This window comes from Parashewanella tropica, from assembly GCF_004358445.1.
Classification (GTDB): Bacteria; Pseudomonadota; Gammaproteobacteria; order Enterobacterales; family Shewanellaceae; genus Parashewanella; species Parashewanella tropica.
Window position 1 is genome coordinate 297,501 of the sequence record NZ_CP037951.1, and the last position, 16,091, is coordinate 313,591.

General features: G+C 43.2%; 13 protein-coding genes, 1 tRNA gene and 2 rRNA genes (1 of these 16 only partly in view). 9 read left to right on the top strand and 7 right to left on the bottom strand.

Annotated features, from left to right (window positions below):
• From E2H97_RS01270 to E2H97_RS01280, 3 genes are all read left to right on the top strand, one after another.
• Positions 1 to 136 (top strand): 23S ribosomal RNA (locus E2H97_RS01270) (it extends 2,756 nt beyond the left edge of the window).
• A gap of 134 nt (positions 137 to 270) precedes the next feature.
• Positions 271 to 386: ribosomal RNA gene (gene rrf, locus E2H97_RS01275) — 5S ribosomal RNA — on the top strand.
• Positions 387 to 430: 44 nt separating this feature from the next.
• Positions 431 to 507: transfer RNA gene (locus E2H97_RS01280), tRNA-Asp, on the top strand.
• A 112-nt stretch (positions 508 to 619) separates the two neighbouring features.
• Here E2H97_RS01280 and E2H97_RS01285 read toward each other — a convergent pair.
• Genes E2H97_RS01285 through E2H97_RS01295 form a run of 3 tightly spaced genes read right to left on the bottom strand, consistent with a single transcriptional unit; the run spans position 620 to position 2,368 of the window.
• Positions 620 to 1,069 carry a thioesterase domain-containing protein gene (locus tag E2H97_RS01285; RefSeq protein ID WP_133405444.1) on the bottom strand — a complete coding sequence of 150 codons (450 nt, stop codon included), beginning with the start codon at positions 1,067 to 1,069 and terminating at the stop codon, positions 620 to 622.
• Positions 1,069 to 1,509 carry a D-aminoacyl-tRNA deacylase gene (dtd, locus tag E2H97_RS01290; protein ID WP_133405445.1) on the bottom strand — a complete coding sequence of 147 codons (441 nt, stop codon included), beginning with the start codon at positions 1,507 to 1,509 and terminating at the stop codon, positions 1,069 to 1,071. Before dtd ends, E2H97_RS01285 begins: the two co-directional genes overlap by 1 nt.
• A complete protein-coding gene (locus E2H97_RS01295) occupies positions 1,469 to 2,368 on the bottom strand; it encodes a virulence factor BrkB family protein (RefSeq protein WP_133405446.1) in 900 nt (299 codons plus the stop codon). Before E2H97_RS01295 ends, dtd begins: the two co-directional genes overlap by 41 nt.
• 109 nt (positions 2,369 to 2,477) lie before the next feature.
• On the opposite strand from E2H97_RS01295, the gene E2H97_RS01300 reads away from it, so the two are divergent.
• The gene (locus tag E2H97_RS01300) at positions 2,478 to 2,960 is read left to right on the top strand and encodes a CesD/SycD/LcrH family type III secretion system chaperone (RefSeq protein ID WP_133405447.1); all 483 of its coding nucleotides are present in this window, start codon (positions 2,478 to 2,480) and stop codon (positions 2,958 to 2,960) included.
• A gap of 51 nt (positions 2,961 to 3,011) precedes the next feature.
• On the top strand, positions 3,012 to 5,153 hold the full coding sequence (locus E2H97_RS01305; protein WP_133405448.1) for a hypothetical protein: 2,142 nt from the start codon (positions 3,012 to 3,014) through the stop codon (positions 5,151 to 5,153).
• Between the two features lies 1 nt (position 5,154).
• Here the strand turns inward: E2H97_RS01305 and E2H97_RS01310 are convergent, their stop codons facing one another.
• Entirely contained in the window at positions 5,155 to 6,045 is an 891-nt protein-coding gene (locus tag E2H97_RS01310; protein WP_133405449.1) for a pseudouridine synthase, read from the bottom strand.
• Positions 6,046 to 6,143: 98 nt separating this feature from the next.
• On the opposite strand from E2H97_RS01310, the gene E2H97_RS01315 reads away from it, so the two are divergent.
• Both E2H97_RS01315 and E2H97_RS01320 read left to right on the top strand, forming a co-directional pair.
• Positions 6,144 to 7,064, top strand: coding sequence for a manganese-dependent inorganic pyrophosphatase (locus tag E2H97_RS01315; RefSeq protein ID WP_133405450.1), 921 nt, complete (start codon positions 6,144 to 6,146; stop codon positions 7,062 to 7,064).
• Between the two features lie 210 nt (positions 7,065 to 7,274).
• Positions 7,275 to 8,159: an SDR family oxidoreductase gene (locus E2H97_RS01320; RefSeq protein WP_133405451.1), complete on the top strand. Its 885-nt coding sequence runs from the start codon at positions 7,275 to 7,277 to the stop codon at positions 8,157 to 8,159.
• Between the two features lie 52 nt (positions 8,160 to 8,211).
• Here E2H97_RS01320 and glnA read toward each other — a convergent pair whose 3' ends face one another.
• Positions 8,212 to 9,621, bottom strand: coding sequence for a glutamate--ammonia ligase (gene glnA, locus E2H97_RS01325; RefSeq protein ID WP_133405452.1), 1,410 nt, complete (start codon positions 9,619 to 9,621; stop codon positions 8,212 to 8,214).
• Between the two features lie 519 nt (positions 9,622 to 10,140).
• On the opposite strand from glnA, the gene typA reads away from it, so the two are divergent.
• Entirely contained in the window at positions 10,141 to 11,982 is a 1,842-nt protein-coding gene (typA, locus tag E2H97_RS01330; protein WP_133405453.1) for a translational GTPase TypA, read from the top strand.
• 198 nt (positions 11,983 to 12,180) lie between these two features.
• A complete protein-coding gene (locus E2H97_RS01335) occupies positions 12,181 to 12,939 on the top strand; it encodes a hypothetical protein (RefSeq protein ID WP_133405454.1) in 759 nt (252 codons plus the stop codon).
• Between the two features lie 33 nt (positions 12,940 to 12,972).
• On the opposite strand, the gene purD is transcribed toward E2H97_RS01335, so the two are convergent.
• Positions 12,973 to 14,265 (bottom strand): phosphoribosylamine--glycine ligase, encoded by a 1,293-nt coding sequence (gene purD, locus E2H97_RS01340; protein ID WP_133405455.1) that lies wholly within the window; start codon positions 14,263 to 14,265, stop codon positions 12,973 to 12,975.
• A 180-nt stretch (positions 14,266 to 14,445) separates the two neighbouring features.
• Positions 14,446 to 16,035: a bifunctional phosphoribosylaminoimidazolecarboxamide formyltransferase/IMP cyclohydrolase gene (gene purH / locus E2H97_RS01345; RefSeq protein WP_133405456.1), complete on the bottom strand. Its 1,590-nt coding sequence runs from the start codon at positions 16,033 to 16,035 to the stop codon at positions 14,446 to 14,448.
• Between the last annotated feature and the right edge of the window lie 56 nt (positions 16,036 to 16,091).

The window sequence follows — 16,091 nt, forward strand, 5'->3', positions numbered from 1 at the left end:
AGCCCTGAGATGAGTCATCCCTAGACCTTAGAGGTCTCTAAAGAGCCGTCCGAGACCAGGACGTTGATAGGCAGGGTGTGTAAGCGTTGTGAGGCGTTGAGCTAACCTGTACTAATGACTCGTGAGGCTTAACCATACAACCCTAATGGGTTTTACTGAACTAAAAGTTCAGAGTAATTTGCTAAACCTTAGAAAGAATACAAAGCGCTTAATGAAGCGAGAACGTTGAGAAACACAAACAGCTTTCCGAATGTTAAATAACAGAATTTGTCTGGTGACAATAGAGCTGTGGTCCCACCTGAATCCATCCCGAACTCAGAAGTGAAACGCAGCCTCGCCGATGGTAGTGTGGGGTTTCCCCATGTGAGAGTAGGTCATTGCCAGACGCCAATTTTGAATACACTGCCAATGCGGTGATTCATAAAGAGTTGGAGCGGTAGTTCAGTTGGTTAGAATACCGGCCTGTCACGCCGGGGGTCGCGGGTTCGAGTCCCGTCCGCTCCGCCAACACAACGAAGCCTCGTCAGAAATGACGGGGCTTTTTGTGTTTGTAAGAAATTATTCCAAGTAATCAACTGGTTGTTGGACTAATTTACTTTAAGTCGAAAGTAAGTGGAGGTTACTGAGGCAAGCTTACGTATGTTCCCTTGAAAGTCGCACATAGAGTGTCATCACAATAAATTTCTACATTAAGCGTCACTCGTTGCTTTCTACCTTCATTCAGCCCTGTTAATTCTTGTTCTTGCCACTTAACTCTCGCTTGTGGTTGTGAGTGAATGGGGGCAAGGTAGCGAATGTCGGCTTTAGCTAATACGATATCACCACTCACATTTTGCAATTTATGATTCAGCCAAAATACTCCCCAACCGGTTAATGTAGCCAATGTTGAGACAGAGCCTGCAAACATAGTTTGATGGCAATTGATATTAGGATCAATTGGCGCAGTTACGATAAATTCTTGGTTTTGATAGCTAATAGGAGTGATTTGCATAGCTTGCGAGATAGGTATCGTGTTATGCCACATCGTTTTCAATTCTTTCAGTAGCGGCGCGGTTGAATTGATTGGCATTATTTTGATTCCAAGATAAAGGTAACCGGTCCGTCATTGGTTAAGCTGACCTGCATATCGGCTCCAAACCGCCCACTTTGTGTTGTTATGCCTTGTTTCTGACAATAATGAATGAAATGTTCATATAAAGTAGTTGCTTGCTCTGGTGTTGCCGCAGATGAAAAACTTGGTCTGCGTCCTCGGCTGGTATCTGCTGCAAGGGTGAACTGTGAGATCACTAACAGCTCACCCTTTATTTGTTCAAGGTTAAGGTTCATTTTTCCTGCTTCATCAGAAAACACTCGATAGTTGATGATCCTTTGGGCTAGTGCTTCTGCAGTAGAAGGAGTGTCTTCTTGTTCTACTCCTAATAAAACAACCAACCCTTGTTGGATTTGACCTATAGTTTGCTGATCTACATCAACCTTCGCTTGGCTGACTCGTTGAATGATGGCTTTCATTTTGTTGTTCTTGTAATTGGTTAAAAAAATCCGGAAGTGACGCTGTTATTAAGGCGCCTAATAATACGATCATCCATGAGATATAAACCCAAACGAATAAGATCGGAATAGTGGCTAGTGTTCCGTATATGGCTTCATAACTTGGAAAGTGAGTGAGATAAAAGGCAAACAGTTTTTTGCCTGCTTCAAATAAGAAAGAAGCGCATGCCGCACCAATAAGCCCATGTTTCCAATGAACGTGCGTATTAGGCACGGTCAGATACAACATAAAAAATGCCGCAAAAGAAAACAGCATAGGTAGGTTGGAAACAAAGAAGGGAGCTACTTGTGGATCATTAAAAAATTTTAATGAGATTAAGTAAGACGTTGCCGCTAAACTGGCTCCAACAAAAATAGGGCCTAATGTTAATACCATCCAATACATTGAGAAAGAAATGGCCCAGCGGCGCTTTTTTTTAATTCGCCAAATTCTATTTAATGTGCGGTCGACGGTTGAGATCAACATCAAGGCAACGACTACAAGAACCATGATACCAATGGTCGTTCCTTTAGAAGCGTTACTGACAAATTTATTGATATTCGACTGAATTACATCGTTCGCTGAGGGCAAAAAGTTGTGGTATATAAACTCTTCTATGAGTTCTCTGACACCTTGAAAAACAGGGAAAATCGATAACATCGACATCATTACTGCTACTAAAGGAACCAGAGAAAGTAAGGTCACATAGGTTAAATGGCCTGCAACGATATTAACGTGATCTTGTTTAAAGCGATTAAACAAGTGAATTAAAAAACTCGTAAACGTTTTTAGAAAAGATAACTGGCGAGGCAATGTTAATAATGGCTTAAACCCATTCATGGTTTAGTTCTCCGAGTCCATGAGAAGTTTTTGTAAACTATCGCATTGAAAAGGCATTAGTGCAATACAGTCTATACTGATGATCAATAAACTTGATTGGGAGTAGTGAATGAAGCAGCGTGATCCTGACTGGGAAGTGGATATTAAACAGCTGGAAGAAGCTTGCCGACTTGCTTTAGTTGAACATAAGACTCTGGCAGAAGCTAAGGGGATGACGCCTCAAGAGCTCGAAGATGTTTATGCCAAAGGTTTAGAGAAATATCACGCTGAAAAGCCAGAAGAAGCACTTGCCGATTTCAGTTATCTTGTGATGCATCAGCCTTATGATCGCCGTTTTCATATGGCATTAGGCTCTACTTTTCATTGGCTAGGCGAATTTAAACATGCGATGAATTTTTATGGTTATGCATTATTAATGGATGCTTGTGATCCCGGTGCGACTTTCCGTATTGCTCAATGCTTTTTAAGTCTAGGTGACGAAGCTTCAGCGATTGATGCTTTGCAAACGGCCATATCTCAAAGCTTTACAAAGCCTGAGCATTACGAAGTGGGTCAACATGCTCGTAAGTTATTAGAAGAAATTAATAAGTAACACTTCTTTATAATCCTCAGGGATGAGCTGTATTATACCTAAAGAGGTTGTATGGCTGCCGTTGGTGGTGTTGAACTTATCCAGATCCCTGTTGATACCTTTGAAGAGGATCCTCGACTACGTCATGGTGCTCCTACATCTTCTCCACTTACTGCCCCTACTATTACGGTTACTCGCCCATCACAGCCAAGCAACATTGAATTAGATGCGGTAGGAACTTATCTTCAAGCACCTTCTGCTGACTTTAATCACCTTCAAGTAACGCTCCCTCCTTTAAGACGGCATATGGTGCTCGAAAAAGTCAGTGAGCAGTCTAAAAGAAATGCAGAGCGGGCAGAGGAAAGTAATCGTCAAGCGATGCAAACCGGAATTGAAATTGCCAAGAAAAATTTCTTTATAAAGTTAATTGCTACATGTGTCAGTTTAGTGGTTCTTGGCATTGCTATTGGAGCTGTTGTTGGAACTTTGGGCGCAGCAGCTCCGATGGCAATCCCCTTTATTGCCGTAATGGGCGTAGTTACTGCTATTGCCATTGCGGATATGTTTTGTGCTTTAGCCGACTGGCAATTAAAAAGTCATGGCTATTCTGGGTTGGCATGCGGCACTTGTTCGATAGCCAATGGTATATGGGGGATATTTTATCTTTGTGGCTGGCGAAATGAAAAGAGCATTGCTACTGCTAAGGTTATTGCCATTGTCATTAAAATTCTAATCACTATCGGGACTCTTTGGGCGGCTGAAGCCTCTCCAGAGTTATTGGTTGACCCACAGGCCGTAGGGGGAACTTTAGGAACCATAGCTGAAGAGTGTTCTAAATTGTATTTTCAAGTGGAAGATGCTGAAAAAGCACATCAAGAATGGTTCGAAAAAGCGGTTATGGATGCCGAACAGGCCAAAGAAAAAAGGAGAGGAAAAGAATTTATTGAAGGATTAGTTAAATCCCAACTTTCGGTACAGGAAAAGTTTGAAGATAGAATTAAAGTCAGAGTCAGAAAAGAATATCAACTGGCCGTTAGTGCAAAAGAGACACTCGATTCAGCAAGAACTCAGCTCGAAGATATTGAGCAAGCGATAGCACAGGCTAAGATGGTATTAGGCTCTGAAGTGGTGGTCGCTATGGAAGACGTTGTTCAGCGTGAGGTAGAGTTACCAGATGATGCTGATTTAAGTGAAAGAGCTGATGCGCAATTACAGCTTGGAAGGTTCAATGTAAAAGAAGTCAGTTTAAAACCCTATTTGGATGAAATTGCTGAGATGAGTCATCGCGTAGAACGTTTAAGAGAGCAGCATATTGAATCACTAACTGAGGCTCATAGAAAAAAAGTTAGACACTGTAGAAATACATTTCTTGGTAAGCTTTTGAATACTCCATTGAGTTTGTTAGGGGTAGCTGGTGCAGCGGCGATAACTGGTGCGACGATGGGGGCCGCGACACCGCTGGCATTATTTATGATTGGTATTTTTAGTTTTTCTATTGGCGATGCGTTTGCGGCGTATAAAAATTGGCAGCAAATGAAGAAAGAAGGAGAAGAGTTACAGTTTGGTTCAGACTTCATTGCTAACGAAATGTATTACATACTTAGAAGTGAAGAGGTTGATGAAGAGAAGTTGATCAAACTGTCGGAAAACACATCGGTGGTGCTTCGTCTTATTTTTACGTTGGGTTCTTTATGGCCCAAAAGAAAGGCATTAAACGCTGTTGAACAGTTAGAGTTAGTCACATCACATATAGAACCTGTAACAGGTGCTGCTTCGGAAAGGCTTGAAGACTCAAGTGATGTTGCTCAAACTCAGTTGAGTACTCTAAAGCTAGAAACTCAATTTAGTATTGTTAAAGAGGCGATTCGCGATCAGCAAATTATTTTTACGGCCTATAATGGTGAGATGGAGCGAATTAAGCATCAGGGACAACATAATTTGACCATGGCATATAAACATAAGCTGTTGGCTCAGATGGAAACAGAGCATATTCAACGTCAGTTAACTGAATTGAGAACTGAGTTTCAGCAGTTAGCAGAGCAACAGCAGCTTCAGGTGTTGAAGTACATCGAATCAGATGAAGTTCGTGAACTGCTTATGCAAACGATGAAAGCTAGTTTAGCCGGTGGGCAACCGGGGCCTGAGGTGAGAGATAAAGGTGGATTAAGGGTTCCATTAGTTCCGCCATATCACTTAAGAACGACTGCAATCTAGATTATAATTCGAAGCACATTTCTTGTTGGGTTTGAGGATCTGTAAATGCGAGTTGTTTAGCCATCAGTTGTAATGGCTTAGTATAATCCGCAACCTTATTTTTTTGTAAAGTTGGGTAAAATACATCATTTAAAATAGGCATACCGAGGCTCATCATATGCACTCGAAGTTGATGCGTTTTCCCAGTTACCGGTTCGAGTTCAAATCGTCCTATTTCATCGACTATTTCCAATAATGAAATCTCTGAGTGGCTATTGGGTTCACCTTCTATAATTTCCATCACAAACGAGGGGTTCGATTTTTGTAATCGATTTTTTACTGTCCAGTGTAATTTACCTTGCTGAGCAAATTTTGTTTGAATTTCAGAAGGGACTCTAGCGAACGCTTGATAACGTTTTTGAATGATACCATCACGAAATAAGTTGTGGTAAATCGCCCGAACTTCCGGTTTTTTGGTTAAGAGAATTAACCCTGCGGTGTCTTTATCTAACCTGTGTGCAGGCGTAATCGTATCAATGCCTGTGCTTGCTCTTAGCCTAGAAACCAAACACTCATTGATGTAATTTCCTCCCGGTGCTACCGGTAAAAAGTGTGGCTTATTGACCACGAGAATATTGTCATTTTCAAAGAGGATCTGTTCTTTAAATGGAATTGGTGTCTCTTGCTCAACTTCACGATAGTAATACACTCGTGCCGTTGGACGGCACAAACAGTCAGAGTTGATTAAGCTTTTATCTTGCCAATGGACTTTCCCTTCGTTCATTCGTTTTAGCCACTGGGCTTTGCCAATCTGCGGATATTTAAAACTCAGAAACTCTAATACAGTTAGATCGTTAGCCGTATCTTGAGGAATAGCAACGTAAGATGGGTGTTTAGCGACAACGTTTGACATGAGGTGATGATCAGAGCAAAAAAATGATTTTATCGTATATTTTTGAATTTGGCAGAGTTTTGATAAAATCTTCGCAAATAACTTGGAGATTATGAGCAATGTCAATTTACGTAGTGGGACACAAGATCCCGGATTCTGATTCTATTTGTGGTGCCATCGCCTTAGCTTACCTAAAAAATCAAATCGGTGAGCCAGCTATCGCAACTCGTCTAGGCGAGCCTTCACCTGAAACACAATTCATTCTTGATAAGTTTGGTTTCGAAGCACCAGAACTAAAACTAAGCTACGCTGGCGAGCAAGTGTATATCGTTGACCACTCTGAAGTAACCCAAGCCCCTGATGATATTGCTGAAGCAACGATTGTAGGTATTGTTGATCACCACAAACTGGGTGACTTAACGACTTCTACACCACTTGAGTGTTGGATCCGCCCTGTTGGTTGTTCAAATACCGTTATCAAAATGATGTATGACTTCTATAATGTTGAAATTCCAAAAGACATTGCGGGCATCATGATGTGTGCGATTTTGAGTGATACGGTTATTTTCAAATCACCAACCTGCACCACGGCAGATATTCGTTGTGTTGAAGCATTAGCAGAAATCGCAGGCATCGAAGACTTTAAAGCGGTTGGCATGGAAATGTTTAACGTGAAATCTGACGTGAAAGGCGCGAAACCACGTGAGCTTGTGATGCGTGATTTTAAAGACTTCAACATGAACGATAATCTGATCGGTATTGGTCAGCTTGAAGTGGTTGATCTATCAGTGTTTGATGATATCAAAGCCGATTTAGAAGCGGATATCGCGGCACTTAAAGAAGAAGGCAATCGCCATACTGTAATGTTGCTACTCACCGACATTATGAAAGAAGGTTCAGAGTTATTAGTGGTGAGTGATGATGCGGATTTAAGTGAAAAAGCGTACAAGATTGCCTCTGAAAACGGTCGCTCTTGGTTACCAGGTGTATTAAGCCGCAAGAAGCAAGTTGTACCACCTCTACAAGAAGTGTTTGCTTAATCGCTATAGATTTATAGATTTTATCGCCCAGCTTATGCTGGGCTTTTTTAACTTATATTTTCACGACTTACCCTTGCCTGAGAGCAATGCTAAAAAGTCTATCAAAACCAAATTAACAAATAATTAACCATTCGGTTAAGCCCTTATTCATTACCTTGATGCTAGTGTTTCTTCATATTCATTTACTAATGGCATTGTAAGGAGTGAATTGTGTCCACATCGGTCTTGATCACAGGATCAAACAGTGGCTTTGGCTATTTAATGGCAAAGACCTTATTACAACAGGGCTTTTTTGTTGTGGCGTCTATGCGTCACTCGACATCTAAGCACGTTGATGTAGCAAATGATCTAAGACAGCAAGGTGCTTTGGTTGTGGATATTGATGTTACTGATGAGCAAAGTGTTAATGATGGCGTGGCTGAATCCATTGCCATACAGGGGCATATTGATGTGCTTATTAATAATGCAGGCTTTGGCTCGTCGGCTTGGTTACAAAGCTGCACTATTGATGATTTTAATGCCATTTTCGATGTTAATGTATTTGGTGTGCAGCGGATGATACGAGCCGTACTTCCTCATATGAGGCAAAGACGGCAAGGAACGCTAATTCAAATTTCCAGTACCTTAGGCCAATTCGTATTGCCTTATATGGGTGTGTATAACGCCAGTAAACATGCGTTAGAAGCACTAACTGAAACTTACCGTGTTGAGCTTTCTCAGTTTGGCATTCAATCGCTATTGGTTCAGCCTGGCGCATTTGGTACGCCGTTTTCTTCGAATTTAATTGCAGGAAGTGACACTGAGATCACTCAGTCATATGACAAACTTGCAGATGCGCCTGATAAGCAAGTTGAGTATTACAATAAAGTTCGCGAGCAGGGTAATAATCCAGATCCACAAATGGTGGCGGATGCTGTATTGAAACTATTACAAATGAAACCAGAACAAAGGCCATTTAGAACTTTGGTGGACGGTACTTGTGAACAACATCCTGTTGAAGAGGTTAATCGCAGCCTTGAGACTGCGATGCAGAAGCTCTATCAAAGTTATCCGTTTGGGGAGCTGTTGACGCTCAATCAGACTTCTTGCAAATAAAAAAGCCTTATCGATCGCTCAATAAGGCTTTCATTTTATTTAGCTTTAGCTATTACAAGCTGTAGTAAAGCTCGAACTCAACAGGGTGAGTCGTGCGGCTTACACGCTTTGCTTCTTCAGTTTTCAGTGCAATGTACGATTCGATGTAATCTTTGCTGAATACGCCACCTTTGGTTAGGAAGTCACTGTCAGCATGTAGACTTGCTAATGCTTCTTCTAAAGACGTTGCTACTTGTGGGATACCGTCAGCCACTTCTGGTGGTAGATCGTATAAGTCTTGATCCATGGCATCACCTGGGTGGATCTTGTTTTGGATACCGTCAAGACCTGCCATCAATAATGCAGAGAAGGCTAAGTATGGGTTCGCCATTGGATCTGGGAATCGAGTTTCAATACGACGCGCTTTCGGGCTTGGTACTACTGGAATACGAATAGATGCTGAGCGGTTACGTGCCGAGTAAGCCAACATAACAGGAGCTTCAAAGTGAGGGATCAAACGCTTGTAAGAGTTCGTACTTGGGTTAGTGAATGCATTTAGCGCTTTAGCGTGCTTGATGATACCACCAATGTAGTAAAGCGCCGTTTCACTTAGACCAGCGTATCGATCACCTGCGAATAAGTTCACGCCGTCTTTTGCTAGCGATTGGTGAACGTGCATACCACTACCGTTATCACCAACAACAGGCTTAGGCATAAAGGTCGCCGTTTTACCGTAAACATGGGCGGCGTTGTGAACCACATATTTTAAGATCTGAGTTTCATCAGCTTTAAGGGTTAGGGTGTTAAAACGAGTAGCGATTTCGTTTTGACCAGCTGTAGCCACTTCATGGTGGTGTGCTTCTACGACTAAGCCCATTTCTTCCATTAGTAGGCACATTGCACTACGTAAATCTTGTGACGAATCCACTGGAGCTACTGGGAAGTAACCGCCTTTCACCATTGGACGGTGACCTGTATTGCCATCGTCATATTGTTTGTCAGAGTTCCACGCCGCTTCCGTTGAATCAATGGCGTACATGCTGCCAGACATATCGGTTTTGAAGCGTACATCATCAAATAAGAAGAACTCTGGCTCAGGACCGATTAGAACTGTGTCAGCAATACCTGTTGAGCGTAGGTAATCTTCAGCACGTTTAGCGATCGAGCGAGGGTCACGGTCGTAACCTTGCATGGTGCTCGGTTCAAGAATGTCACAACGGATAAGTGCTGTGGTTTCTTCGGTGAAAGGATCAAGAACAAATGTGCTTGGGTCTGGCATGAGTACCATGTCAGATTCGTTGATGCCTTTCCAACCTGCAATTGATGAACCATCGAACATTTTTCCATCTTCGAAAAAGTCTTCATCGATCTGGCTCGCTGGAATAGATACGTGTTGTTCTTTACCTTTGGTGTCGGTAAAACGTAGGTCGACAAATTTTACATCAAACTCTTCAAGTTGTTCTAATACAGCAGCAATCGACATGCTTAAATCTCCAATAGAATGAAAGGGTACGCTTTTATTGTGGGGCGATCATATCACATCACCTGTTCTGACGCTGTTATAAGCTAACACTGTGCCAGAAATTTAACTGTTTGATATTTATGTTTATATTGTGATTTTTTGATATTTGAAATACTCACTTTGCACCACAGAGCGATCATGCTGCACCAATGTGGTGCGCATGCTGGAGCTAATCAAATAATGAATTTTTTATTGAACAAAAAATAATCCTGTGCCTGAGGGCTGAGCTAGAGTAGAATAGGCCGCTTTTTGGAAGACTCCCTATAATTAAGGGCGTTGGTTTTATATTGCTGAGTCATAAAATACTCGGTAAATGACGTTCGAAAATACAGACAAGAAAACGATGACACGCTGTAAACCCATCCATGGGCGCTCAGCCTCGGCATCCATGCCTCGGATGGTCACCTTATTTCTTATCTGTATTGCTATAAATAGTATTCGACTACATTTACAAGAGTATTTCGATTGAACTTGGTATAGATGGTAAGAGGCTTCTTTGTGTCTAAGCTAGATAAATTACGTAACATCGCCATTATTGCTCACGTTGACCATGGTAAAACAACCTTGGTTGATAAGTTGTTGGCGCAATCAGGTACCCTTGAAACGCGCGGAGAAGCTGAAGAGCGTGTGATGGACTCAAACGATCTTGAAAAAGAGCGTGGGATCACCATTCTGGCGAAGAATACTGCCATCAAGTGGAACGATTATCGAATTAACATTGTGGACACCCCTGGTCACGCCGACTTTGGTGGTGAGGTAGAGCGTGTTCTATCTATGGTTGACTCAGTATTACTGCTGGTTGACGCGGTAGATGGTCCAATGCCACAAACGCGTTTTGTAACCAAAAAAGCGTTCGCTCAAGGTTTGAAACCGATTGTTGTGATCAACAAAGTTGACCGTCCAGGCGCGCGTCCTGATTGGGTTATGGATCAAGTATTCGACTTGTTCGACAACCTAGGCGCAACCGACGAACAGCTAGATTTCCCAGTGGTTTATGCTTCAGCATTGAACGGATTTGCGACCTTAGATCCAGATGAGCCAAGCGAAGACATGACGCCGCTATTTGAAGCGATCGTTGATAAAGTATCTCGCCCAGACGCTGACGCTGACGGTGAGTTCCAAATGCAGATCTCACAGCTTGACTACAACTCTTACGTAGGTGTTATCGGTGTTGGTCGTATCAAGCGCGGTAGCGTTAAGACTAACCAACAAGTCACCGTAGTGGGTGCTGATGGTAAGACCCGTAACGGCAAAGTCGGTCAAGTTCTAGGTTACTTAGGTCTAGATCGTCACGAAGTAGAAAGCGCAGAAGCCGGTGACATTGTTGCGATCACTGGTCTAGGTGAGCTTAAGATCTCTGACACCATTTGTGCAGTAGGCACACCTGAAGCATTGCCAGCGCTGTCTGTTGATGAGCCAACGCTAACTATGACGTTCCAAGTAAACACCTCTCCGTTCGCGGGTAAAGAAGGTAAGTACGTGACGTCTCGTAATATTCTTGAGCGTCTAGAGCAAGAATTGGTTCACAACGTAGCATTACGCGTTGAAGAAACCGAGAGTCCAGATCGTTTCCGTGTATCAGGTCGTGGTGAGCTTCACTTAGCGATTTTGATTGAAAACATGCGTCGTGAAGGTTACGAATTAGCGGTATCTCGCCCTGAAGTTATCGTTAAAGAAATCGGTGGCGAAATGTGTGAGCCATACGAAACCATGACCGTCGATGTTGAAGAAGAACATCAAGGTGCGGTGATTGAAAAGCTTGGTATGCGTAAGGGTGATATGCGTGACATGCTACCAGACGGCAAAGGTCGTGTACGTATCGACTTCGTTATTCCAAGCCGTGGTTTGATTGGTTTCCAAACTGAATTCCTAACCGCAACTTCAGGTACAGGTCTGCTTTACCATACGTTTGATCACTATGGTCCTGCGATTGAGTCTGATATCGGTCAGCGTAACAACGGTGTATTGATCTCTAACGGTACCGGTAAGGCACTGACGTTCGCATTGTATAACCTACAAGATCGCGGTCGTCTGTTTATAGGTCACGGTGTTGAAGTGTATGAAGGTCAGGTGATTGGCATTCACTCACGTTCAAACGACTTGACCGTTAACTGCTTGAAAGGTAAGCAGCTTACCAACATGCGTGCTTCTGGTACTGACGAAGCACAAATTCTGACTCCTCCAATCGAATTAACCCTTGAGCGTGCACTTGAGTTCATCGATGATGATGAGCTAGTGGAAGTAACGCCAGAAAGCGTTCGTGTACGTAAGAAGCACCTAACGGAAAATGACCGTAAACGCGCTGCGCGTGGTCACGTTTAATCTTAAATAAAAGATAAACACCTTAAAACCCAGCCTTAGTCGCTGGGTTTTTTATTATCTGAATTTAGGCTTAATGGATACTAAAGATTCACTGTAGATAAAATTTAAAAGTGATAGTTTATGGAAGTAGCTGATTTTTGGTTGTTTATCAGTAGTTGAGCACTTAGAAATCAGATAACTTGTATAAGGGGAAGCATCATGACATTATCCATTCGAAACACTCATATTAAGCCCTTTTTCTTCATTTTAAGCAGTCTTGCTGTCAATCAAATGTCATATGCTCAATCTAATCCTGTAGATGCATTTGCTTGTCCTGTCGGGGGTGAACCATTGGCGATTTATTCGAATTTTAATGGTAAAGCGGTCGCGACTACTGACGAAGTAAAGCCTTCGTTCGTGATGTCTGGATTTACAGCCAGTAACTTAACAATTCAAAAACCTCAGCAATCGCCCGACTCATCAACTAAAGATCTAGTAATAAAAGTAAGGAATCCCGCGAATACCTTTATTGAGTTTCAATTGCAAAGGCAGGACGGCGCTAAGTTTTGGGTCACCAGTATTCAATTCCCAGCTGTAAGAGTTGATACCTTGCCTGAAGCTAAAAAGCATAAATACATGACTTTGGGCTATGCGGTGTTGGACGATGGCAGTGTGTATCCGAGTTATGAAGCGCCTGTGAGAAACTATAATTTTGATGCCGATTATCGATTGAACATTTTTCAAAACACCCAACAAATTACTGGAAAGTTTAACGGGTGGAGTCAAACATCAAGTTGGGATGCTGCATTAAATCCAAAGTTCACTGATATTCCTTTTAGATTTGATATCGAGCCAGCCAAGGATGTTCCAGATCTTTACAATGGTTTTGGGGCTTGGGTATGTGGAGAGGCGCAACCTCAGCCGCCAATGATGGCACTTAAGAAAGCTACTGAAGTGAAAACGGATAGCATTAAGTAGATGTGAGCCTAGCCCACATCTACTTTGAGGCAATTACTGTTCGCGAGCGATAGCGCGATAAGCGATATCGGTTCTAAAATACACGTCATCCCAATGGACGGTATCAACCAGTCCATAAGCCGCTTGTTGCGCTTCTGTCACAGAGTTTCCGAGAGCAGTAGCACATAGCACCCGTCCACCATTAGTGGTGATGTGACCGTCTTTTTCTGCCGTACCTGCATGGAAAACTTTTTGATTATTGTTACCAAGGGTTAAGCCGTCAATCACATCGCCTTTACGATAAGACGCTGGATAACCGCCAGCAGCTAACACCACACCGACTGCGGCGCGGCTGTCGTATTCAGCTGTCACTTTATCAAGTTCACCGCGGCACGCGGCTAGGCAAAGCTCAACTAAATCTGATTGTAAGCGCATCATAATAGGCTGAGTTTCAGGGTCGCCAAAACGGCAGTTGTACTCAAGTACTTTAGCTGTACCATTAGCGGCAATCATCAAGCCAGCGTATAAGAAGCCAGTGTATGGATGACCTTCTTTCGCCATGCCTTCAACCGTTGGCTCAATCACGTACTTCATTGTCCAGTCATGAATGGCTTGTGTGACCACTGGCGCTGGCGAGTACGCGCCCATACCACCGGTATTTGGGCCATTGTCGCCATTGTCACGGGCTTTGTGATCTTGGCTGGTGGCCATTGGAAGAATGTTTTTGCCATCGACCATGACGATAAAGCTGGCTTCTTCACCCTTTAAGAATTCTTCGATAACCACGCGAGAACCTGCTTCACCAAATTTGTTGCCTTCCAGCATATCTTCAATGGCCGCATTCGCTTCAGCTTGATCTTGAGCGATGATTACCCCTTTACCTGCAGCAAGACCGTCGGCTTTGATCACTACAGGGTAACCCGTTCTATCTGCGAGTTGAGCTGAAAATGCTTTTGCAGGTTCAATATCCGTAAAATTTTGGTAATCAGCGGTCGGAATATTATGACGAGCTAAGAAATCTTTGGTGAAGGCTTTTGAGCCTTCCAATTGTGCAGAGCCTTCGGTTGGGCCAAAAATCGCTAAACCTTCAGCGCGGAAAGCATCAACCACACCAATCACCAATGGCGCTTCAGGGCCAACAATGGTTAACGCAATGTCGTTATTTTTTGCAAATGAAACTAAGGTAGAAACATCTTCAACACCAATGGCGACGTTTTCTAATTTTGGCTCTAAAGCTGTGCCCGCATTGCCCGGTGCTACAAAGACGGTGTCAACTTGAGTGCTTTGCGCCGCTTTCCATGCCAAGGCGTGTTCACGACCACCGCCACCTATAACTAATATTTTCATTTCATATTCCTTGTTATTACCTGCTCTAGTAGAAATCAGTAATGTCGAATATTCAGAGAGGGATGATAGTGTGATAAGACAACCGTCCGTGACAGGATGTCACGGTCGTGAGTACATGGACGTACGTTTCTGTTGTCGTTCACACTATCATTCCGCTATGTCAGGTAAAATAATTCACTATTAATGACGGAAATGGCGCATTCCGGTAAACACCATAGCCATGCCGTGTTCGTCTGCCGCTTCAATGACTTCATTATCGCGCATTGAGCCACCCGGTTGGATAACACAGGTAATGCCAGCGGCTGCGGCTGCATCAATACCATCGCGGAATGGGAAGAAAGCATCGGATGCCATTACTGAACCAGGAACGGTTAAACCTTCATCTTCGGCTTTAATACCTGCGATTTTCGCACTGTAAACGCGGCTCATTTGACCTGCGCCAACACCAACCGTCATACCGTCTTTGGCATACACGATAGCATTAGATTTAACGAATTTAGCCACTTTCCAACAGAAGAGTAAATCTTTCAGTTCTTCTTCAGTCGGTTGACGTTTCGAAACCACTTTCAAGTCGTTTAAACCCACCATGCCTTGATCGCGGTCTTGAACTAACATACCACCATTCACACGCTTGTAATCGAGTGAAGTGGTTTTGTTATCCCACTGACCACATTCTAATAAACGAACGTTCGCTTTAGCAGCAACGACGGTTTTTGCAGCTTCAGATACGCTTGGCGCGATGATCACTTCCACAAACTGGCGTTCCACAATGGCTTTTGCTGTGGCTTCATCTAATTCACGGTTAAAGGCGATAATGCCACCGAATGCAGACGTTGGGTCGGTTTTAAACGCACGGTCGTAGGCTTCAAGTAGACTTTCACCTAATGAAACACCACATGGATTGGCGTGTTTGACAATTACACAGGCAGGCTCAAGGAATTCTTTCACACACTCTAATGCGGCATCGGTATCAGCGATGTTGTTATAAGACAGTGCCTTACCTTGAATTTGAGTTGCCGTAGCAACCGAAGCTTCATCAACTTTGGTATCGACATAAAACGCCGCTTGCTGGTGGCTGTTCTCACCGTAGCGAAGGTCTTGTTTCTTCACTAACTGGGTATTGAAGGTACGTGGGAAATTGCTGTCATCAGTGGCATGCTCTTGATGATGAGCGGGCACTTTAGTACCGAAGTAGTTGGAAATCATGCCATCGTATTGCGCGGTATGCTCAAAAGCGGCAATGGCTAAATCAAAGCGGGTTTCATAAGTGGTAGAGCCATGGTTATCAGCAAGCTCTGCCAGTACACGACCGTAATCGTTAGCGTTAACAATAATCGTCACGTCTTTGTGATTTTTCGCGGCAGCTCGCACCATAGTTGGGCCACCGATGTCGATATTTTCAATCGCATCTTCAAGTGTACAGTCTGGATTAGCTACCGTTTGCGCAAATGGATAGAGGTTTACCGCAACCAAATCGATAGCATCGATGTTGTTGTCTGCCATTACCGCTTCGTCAGTACCACGGCGAGCTAAAATGCCGCCATGAATTTTAGGGTGCAATGTTTTTACGCGGCCATCCATGATCTCTGGATGTCCTGTATGGTCTGATACTTCTATTACAGGGATTTGGTTGTCAGCTAAAAGCTTGGCTGTGCCACCTGTCGATAAGATCTCTACACCTAAAGTATGCAGAGCTTGGGCAAATTCAATGATACCGGTTTTATCAGAAACGCTAAGCAGCGCGCGACGAATAGGTCTGGCGTTATTCATGTGGGTACTTTTATCCAGTTAAAGTGTTCTTGGCCAGAGAAGCTTGATTAATATTG

Bases quoted from the DNA above. Each gene is read 5' to 3' on its own strand.
- purH (WP_133405456.1), bottom strand. From the start codon at position 16,035: ATGAATAACGCCAGACCTATTCGTCGCGCGCTGCTTAGCGTTTCTGAT.
- purD (WP_133405455.1), bottom strand. From the start codon at position 14,265: ATGAAAATATTAGTTATAGGTGGCGGTGGTCGTGAACACGCCTTGGCA.
- E2H97_RS01300 (WP_133405447.1), top strand. From the start codon at position 2,478: ATGAAGCAGCGTGATCCTGACTGGGAAGTGGATATTAAACAGCTGGAA.
- E2H97_RS01310 (WP_133405449.1), bottom strand. From the start codon at position 6,045: ATGTCAAACGTTGTCGCTAAACACCCATCTTACGTTGCTATTCCTCAA.
- E2H97_RS01295 (WP_133405446.1), bottom strand. From the start codon at position 2,368: ATGAATGGGTTTAAGCCATTATTAACATTGCCTCGCCAGTTATCTTTT.
- E2H97_RS01315 (WP_133405450.1), top strand. From the start codon at position 6,144: ATGTCAATTTACGTAGTGGGACACAAGATCCCGGATTCTGATTCTATT.
- E2H97_RS01305 (WP_133405448.1), top strand. From the start codon at position 3,012: ATGGCTGCCGTTGGTGGTGTTGAACTTATCCAGATCCCTGTTGATACC.
- E2H97_RS01285 (WP_133405444.1), bottom strand. From the start codon at position 1,069: ATGCCAATCAATTCAACCGCGCCGCTACTGAAAGAATTGAAAACGATG.
- dtd (WP_133405445.1), bottom strand. From the start codon at position 1,509: ATGAAAGCCATCATTCAACGAGTCAGCCAAGCGAAGGTTGATGTAGAT.
- E2H97_RS01335 (WP_133405454.1), top strand. From the start codon at position 12,181: ATGACATTATCCATTCGAAACACTCATATTAAGCCCTTTTTCTTCATT.
- typA (WP_133405453.1), top strand. From the start codon at position 10,141: ATGGTAAGAGGCTTCTTTGTGTCTAAGCTAGATAAATTACGTAACATC.
- glnA (WP_133405452.1), bottom strand. From the start codon at position 9,621: ATGTCGATTGCTGCTGTATTAGAACAACTTGAAGAGTTTGATGTAAAA.